Annotated in this window: 1 protein-coding gene and 1 pseudogene; one reads left to right on the top strand and one right to left on the bottom strand. The window is 25.3% G+C overall.

Annotation, left to right across the window (positions count from 1 at the left end):
- Positions 1-165 (top strand): annotated as a pseudogene (locus tag U881_RS11770) (site-specific integrase); the annotation flags it as partial.
- Between the two features lie 451 nt (positions 166-616).
- On the opposite strand, the gene U881_RS11765 reads toward U881_RS11770, so the two are convergent.
- Positions 617-782: DUF261 family protein (locus U881_RS11765; protein ID WP_038363141.1), on the bottom strand; the 166-nt coding region annotated here is incomplete at its 5' end.

Genomic DNA, 782 nt, shown 5'->3' with positions numbered 1-782 from the left:
TGCCGAAATATATTTATTGCTTCTCTTAAATCCAAAGGATACAACTCATTCGAGATCAAAGAATTAATGAAATACGCATCTACTTCTGAGATTGACAATGTTTATGGCTTATCTTCAGCTAGTAAAATACAAGCTTATAAGGATATTAAAAATAGTTTGAAATAATATCTATTTTTTTGCTAAATTAAGTTATATTAAGTATAATAGTATTAAATTTGAATTTTTTTTGTTGTTTTTTGTTATATTGTTTTGAATTATGACTTAAGTACATTCTTAAGTCATTTTTTCTTGGATTAACAATTCAATATTCTAGTTTTTGTTAACTATTTTTGTTATAATACACATATAGATTCTTTAATATATCGACACAATATATTATATAAATTACTTTAACCGACTCAGAGGGCTTTAACCCTCTCCTTTTTTTACTCCCATCATTTTTATCTTAAACTCTAGTTTTTGTTAACTATTTTTGTTATAATTTACGTTAAATAAACGTCAAATAAATTGTCTCCAATCAATAAAAAAAAGACAGATAAGGAATAAAACCCCACTTATCTGTCTTTTTTTGAAACACAGCACGCAATATCAGTTTACAAGTTATATATTATACAACTTATTTACGATTAAATATACGTTTTGATGTTACTCGATATCTTTTGCCTCGTTTTTTTAGATCAAGTGAATCATATAGCACTTCAAAATTTGAGGTTGCTATAAAATGATACCCGGGTACTCTCTCTATTTTAACTTCACTTATTTCAAATTCATTATTTTCGCAT

This window comes from Borrelia persica No12, from assembly GCF_000500045.1.
GTDB lineage: Bacteria > Spirochaetota > Spirochaetia > Borreliales > Borreliaceae > Borrelia > Borrelia persica.
This window is presented reverse-complemented; position numbering and strand designations above follow the sequence as displayed.